Raw genomic sequence first — 5,878 nt, 5'->3', positions numbered from 1 at the left:
CCTGCCCGTCGACCTCGATCCGCACGTGCCGGCTGCTGGACAGCGCGTCGACGCGTTTGTGCGGCGTCGTCGAACTCCAGGGTGATGGAGGGCCGCCCGCCCAGCGGGGAGTCCACCGGCCCTCCGGCGCCCTCGCGCAGCCAGCCCGCGCGGAAGAGCCGGTCCAGCCGCTGCCCGACGGTGGCCCGGGACAGTCCGGTCGCCTGCTGCAGGGCACCCCGGGTCACGGCGCGCCGACTGCGCACCAGTTCGAGCAGTTCGCCGGCGCTCGCCTGCCCCGCGCCTCGTCCGGTTCTCCCGGGCTGTCCGGTCATGCAGACCCCCTTGCGTTTCTCAACCTTGCCTTACATAGTGGGTTTTGCGTGTTAAATAGACGTAACCCCACGGTAGCCGCAGCCGAACCGGCCGGCCGGACGTCTTCCGGAGAGCCCCGAGTGGACCGCACCGCCCAGCGCGCCCCGCGTCCCCCAGGACGCACCGTTGCATACGAACCGTCCAGTGTCGCGCCTCCCCTGCACGTGAGGGCCGCCGCCGTGCTGGAGGCCGGCTGGACGGGGACGTCCACGGTGCCCTCGCGCGGCCTGTACCCGCACCAGTGGTCGTGGGACTCGGCGTTCATCGCGATCGGCCTCAGGCACCTCTCGCCGTTACGGGCCCAGACGGAGCTGGAGACGCTGCTGGCGGCCCAGTGGGCGGACGGGCGGATCCCGCACATCGTCTTCAACCCCTGCGTCCCCCTCGACGCGTACTTCCCGAGCCCCGACTTCTGGTACTCATCGACCGCCGGGCGCACCGCCGGAGCCCCGCGCACCGTACAGACCTCCGGGATCGTGCAGCCACCGGTCCACGCCCTGGCCGCGTGGCTGGTGCACCTCGCCGACCCGGGCCTGTCCAGGGCGCGCGGCTTCCTCACCCGGGCGTACCCCCGGCTGGCCGCCTGGCACGCCTACCTCCTGCACCGGCGCGACCTGGGCGGGGGCGGGCTGGTGTCCGTGGTGCACCCCTGGGAACAGGGTATGGACAACAGCCCCTGCTGGGACCGCCCGTTGTCCCGGGTCACCCCGGCCCCGGCCCGCTCCTTCCGCCGCGCCGACCTCGACCACGGCGCCTCCGAGGACCGGCCGACGGATCTGGACTACGGGCGGTACGTACGGCTGGCGGCCGACTACCGGGACCGTGGGTACGCCGACGGCCCCGGCGATTTCGCCGTGGAGGACCCGGCGTTCAACGCCCTGCTCGCCGCCTCCGAGTACGCCCTGGACCGGATCGCCCACGAACTCGGCGTGACCGGCCCGGCGCGGCGGGCCCGCGCGGAGCACCTGACGGCGGCCCTGGTGGAGCGGCTGTGGGAACCGGCGGCGGGCATGTTCCTGTGCCGGGACGTGCGCGCCGGGGAACTGATCCCGGAGCGCGGCGTCTCCGGGCTGATCCCCCTGCTGCTGCCCGCCCTGCCCCGCGGCCTCGCGGCCACCCTGGTCCGCACGATGTGCGGCCCGCACTTCGGCCTCGGCGGCACGACCCGCCTGGTCCCGAGCTACGACCTGCTCGGCGAGGCCTTCGACCCGCACCGCTACTGGCGCGGCCCGGCCTGGTTCAACACCAACTGGCTGCTGGAGCGCGGGCTGCGGCAGCACGGCGAGCGGGGCCGGGCCGACGCCCTGCGCGAGGGCATGCTGCACACCGCCGGCGCCTCCGGCTTCGCGGAGTACGTCGACCCGTACACGGCACAGGCCTGCGGCGTCACCGGCTTCGGCTGGACCGCCGCGCTCACGCTCGACCTGCTGCACGACCGGCCCGCAGGGGGCAGGAACGGCCTCACGGCGATCAAAGGAGAGGACCGGGCATGACCGACCGGCATCATCTGCTCGTGCACGGACGGACGTTCGCCGCCGTCGGCGACCGCGGCGACATCAGCGGCTACCGGGGCGGCAACGCACCGGACGGCATGTTCGTACGGGACGCCCGGCATCTGAGCCGGTGGCAGCTCACCGTCGACGGGGCGGTGCCCGACACCCTGACTCCGGTGGCCGACGGGGACACCGCGCGCTGTGTGCTCGTCCCGCGCGGCGGCCGCGACGAACCGCCCGCGTACACGCTCTTCCGCGAACAGTCCGTCGGGGACTCCTCGTTCGTGGAGTCGCTGCGCGTCACCAGCAACCGCCCGGTGCCGACGACGGTCCACCTCGCGGTCACCGCCGACGCCGACTTCACCGACCAGTTCGAGCTGCGCTCCGACCACCGCACCTACACCAAGGCCGGGGCCGTCCGCTCCCGCCACGTGCTCGGGCACGGCGTGGAGTTCGCCTACCGGCGCGGCGAGTGGCGGTCCGTCACGACCGTGACCGCCGATCCCCATCCGGACGCCGTGGAGGAGACCGGCACCGGCGCCCGCCGTCTGGCGTGGGCCCTGGACCTCGAACCGCACGGCACCGCCGAGCTGACCCTGCGGGTCATGGCCCGCCCGCACGGCGACCGGCGTGCCCTGCGCGTACCCCGTTCCCCCGCCGCCGTCCAACGGCAACTCCGCTCATGGGAAGACGAGTTCGTCCAGGGTGTGGCCTTCCCGGAGGGCTGGCCCGAGCTGGCCGCCGCCTGCACCCGGGGGCTCGCCGACCTCGCCGCCCTCCAGGTTCCGGCGACCGGCCCGGACGGCGAGGAACTGCGCGTCCCGGCCGCCGGCGCCCCCTGGTTCCTGACGCTGCTGGGCCGGGACGCCCTGCTGACCTCGCTGTTCGCCCTGCCCTACCGGCCACGGCTGGCCGCCGCCACCCTGCCCGCGCTCGCCGCGACCCAGGCCACCGGGACCGGCCCCGACGGGATCGCCCAGCCCGGCAAGATCGTGCACGAGGTACGGCACGGCGAACTGGCCCACTTCGGACAGGTCCCCTACGGCCGCTACTACGGCTCGGTCGACGCCACCCCGCTGTTCCTCGTCCTGCTCGGCGCGTACACCGAGCACACCGGCGACACGGGCCCGGCCCGCCGCCTCGAATCCCACGCCCGGGCCGCCGTCACCTGGATGCTCGACCACGGCGGCCTCACCTCGCGCGGCTACCTCGTCTACCGCGCCGACCAGGGCGGCCTCGCCAACCAGAACTGGAAGGACTCCCCCGGCGCCATCTGCTCCGCCGAAGGCACCCGCCCGCACGGCCCGGTGACGGCCGCGGGCGCGCAGGGCTACGCGTACGACGCCCTGCGCCGCACGGCGGGCCTCGCCCGCACGGTGTGGCAGGACACCACGTACGCCCACCTGCTGGAACAGACGGCCGGCGACCTGCGCGACCGTTTCCAGCGGGACTTCTGGATGGCGGAGCACTCCTTCCCCGCCCTCGCGCTGGACGGCCGGGGCAAGCAGGTCGACGCGCTGGCCTCCGACGCCGGGCACCTGCTCTGGTCGGGGCTGCTGGACAAGGAGTACGGCGAACTCGTCGGACGGCGGCTCCTCGAACCGGACTTCTTCTCCGGCTGGGGCGTCCGCACGCTGGCCGCCGGGCAGCCGGCGTACCACCCGCTCTCCTATCACCGCGGCTCGGTCTGGCCGCACGACAACGCGCTGATCGCCCTGGGCCTGGCCCGCTACGGACTGCACGACGAGGCCCGTGCGATCGCCCACGGCCTGGTCGATGCGGCGGGCGCGACCGGCCACCGGCTCCCGGAGGTCCTCGCGGGCTACGGCCGCGACACGCACCCGGAGCCGGTGCCGTACCCGTACGCGTGCGTGCGTGAATCCCGTTCCGCGTCCGCCCCGTTGGCGCTGCTCACGGCGGTCGGCGTGGTCTGAGGGCCGGTTGGTCCGCCGTTTGCCGGGTGTTTGCCGAGCGCTGGCCCGGCGGGCTGAACACACCCGAGGAACGTCCCGTACGGAACGGTGGCGGACCCACACCCCCACCCGGGTCCGTCACCCCACCGGGTTTTGAACGGGAAGGACCTCCGGGTGCCTGTCTTCACACGCTTCAGCGAGCCGCCACAGCCGGGTGACGGCATGTCCGAGGCAGAGACCGAGAAGGCGGAGGGCGGGGAGAGCGGGGAGGACGGGAGAGCGCGGGCGGCGGCGCAGGGTCCGGCCCCGGCCGCCGCGCGGACCGACCTCGGACACCTCGTCAACCGCCTGCGCACCTGGCGCCCCCGGGCCGCCGCCCCGGAGGGCCGGCCCACCCGCCTCGGAGCCTGGCGCACCCGCCACCCCCGGACCGCGCGCGCCCTCCGCCTGGCCGCCACCGCCCTCGCCGCCGCCCTGGTCCTCGGGGCCCTGCTGCTGCCCAACACCCTCCCCGCCCTCAAGGCGGTCAGCTTCGCGCGGATCCCGGCGGAGGCGGTCATCGGAGCCGCCGTCGTGCTGGCGCTGCCGCGCCGGCCCCGGCTGGTGACGGCGGTGCTGTACGGGCTCGGTCTCACCGCCCTGACCACGGTGAACCTGCTCGACATGGGGTTCAACGAGTACCTGGGCCGGGGCTTCAACGCCGCGCTCGACTGGGACCTGCTGCCCGACGCGCAGGCGTACGTCCGGGACACGCTGGGCGGGGGCGTCGCGACCGCCGCCACCGTCGGGGCGGTGGTGCTCGTGCTGCTCGTGGCGACCGTCATGGTCGCGGCGACGATCCGGCTCGCGCACGTGCTGGCGCGTCACCGGGTGCGGGCGACCAAGGGCGCCCTGATCGCCGGCACCGTCTGGGTCACCTGCTCCGCCCTGGGTCTGACCCTGTTCGGTGGCCCGATCGCCTCCGAGCGCGGGGCCGGTGCCCTCAGGGTGCACGCGCAGCGGACGGTGGAGTCGCTGCGGGACGAGGCGGCGTTCGTGCAGCAGTCGAAGGCGGACACCTTCGGCAACACCCCGCCCGGTGAACTGCTCCCGGACCTGCGCGGCAAGGACGTGATCTTCACGTTCATCGAGAGCTACGGCCGCAGCGCCATCGAGGACCCGGTCATGGCACCCGGCGTCGACCGCACCCTGGACACGAGCACCGCCGCCCTGGAGAAGGCCGGGTTCGCCGCCCGCAGCGGCTGGCTGACCTCGGCGACGTACGGCGGCAGCAGCTGGCTCGGCCACTCCACGACCATGTCCGGCCTGTGGATCGACAACCAGCGGCGTTACCGCACGGTCAGCGCCGGCGACCACCTCACCCTCACCAAGGCCTTCCAGAAGACCGGCGCCTGGGACACCGTCGGGGTCATGCCGGGCGTGCAGAAGGGCTGGCCGGAGGAGAAGTGGTACGGCCTCGACAAGCTCTACGACGCCTTCGACCTGGGGTACGAGGGGCCGAAGTTCAGTTGGTCGACCATGCCCGACCAGTACGCGCTGGAGGCGTTCCAGCGGCGGGTGCACGGGAAGAAGCGGGACAAGCCGCTGATGTCGTTCGTCATCCTGACCTCCAGCCACCAGCCCTGGGCGCCCATCCCGAAGATGGTCGGCTGGGACGAACTCGGCGACGGCTCGGTCTTCGACGCGATCCAGAAGGCCGGCAACAAGGCGTCGGACGTCATCACCGACACCACCAAGTCCCGTGAGGAGTACGGCAAGTCCATCCAGTACTCGGTCACCAGCCTCACCCAGTGGCTGGAGCGCTACGGCACCGACGACACCGTCCTGGTCTTCCTCGGCGACCACCAGCCCATCGCCCGGGTCAGCGGGAACGGCGCCAGCCGGGACGTGCCGGTGTCGATCGTCGCGAAGGACCCGAAGGTCCTGGACAAGGTCGCCGACTGGAACTGGACCGAGGGCCTCAAGCCCGACCGCGGCGCACCGGTGTGGAAGATGAGTTCCTTCCGCGACCGCTTCCTGACGGCGATGGCCGTGGAATCAGCGCTGGTGGTCATGAGAGTTCCTGTCCTGCGGTCGGGAAGTCGTGGTGAGCGGGCCGGATGGTGTAGCCGTACCCGA

The 5,878-nt window shown here is 73.5% G+C and carries 3 protein-coding genes and 1 pseudogene; 3 read left to right on the top strand and 1 reads right to left on the bottom strand.

Going from position 1 to position 5,878, the window contains the following annotated elements; genetic code table 11:
• A pseudogene (locus tag ABZ281_RS33900) lies at positions 1 to 314 on the bottom strand (hypothetical protein); the annotation flags it as partial.
• A 120-nt stretch (positions 315 to 434) separates the two neighbouring features.
• Here ABZ281_RS33900 and ABZ281_RS33895 point away from each other — a divergent pair.
• The 3 genes from ABZ281_RS33895 to ABZ281_RS33885 all read left to right on the top strand — a co-directional run.
• The gene (locus ABZ281_RS33895; RefSeq protein WP_356661775.1) at positions 435 to 1,847 is read left to right on the top strand and encodes a hypothetical protein; all 1,413 of its coding nucleotides are present in this window, start codon (positions 435 to 437) and stop codon (positions 1,845 to 1,847) included.
• Positions 1,844 to 3,781, top strand: a complete 1,938-nt coding sequence (locus tag ABZ281_RS33890) for a glycogen debranching N-terminal domain-containing protein (protein WP_356661773.1) — start codon at positions 1,844 to 1,846, stop codon at positions 3,779 to 3,781. Before ABZ281_RS33895 ends, ABZ281_RS33890 begins: the two co-directional genes overlap by 4 nt.
• Positions 3,782 to 3,934: 153 nt before the next feature.
• Positions 3,935 to 5,878, top strand: a 1,944-nt coding sequence (locus tag ABZ281_RS33885) for a hypothetical protein (RefSeq protein ID WP_356661771.1), incomplete at its 3' end; no start/stop codon positions are given.

Source organism: Streptomyces sp. NPDC006265 (genome assembly GCF_040613555.1).
In the GTDB taxonomy this organism is placed as follows: domain Bacteria; phylum Actinomycetota; class Actinomycetes; order Streptomycetales; family Streptomycetaceae; genus Streptomyces.
The sequence above is the reverse complement of the archived record's forward strand: the minus strand, read 5'-3'. Positions and strand labels throughout refer to the sequence as shown.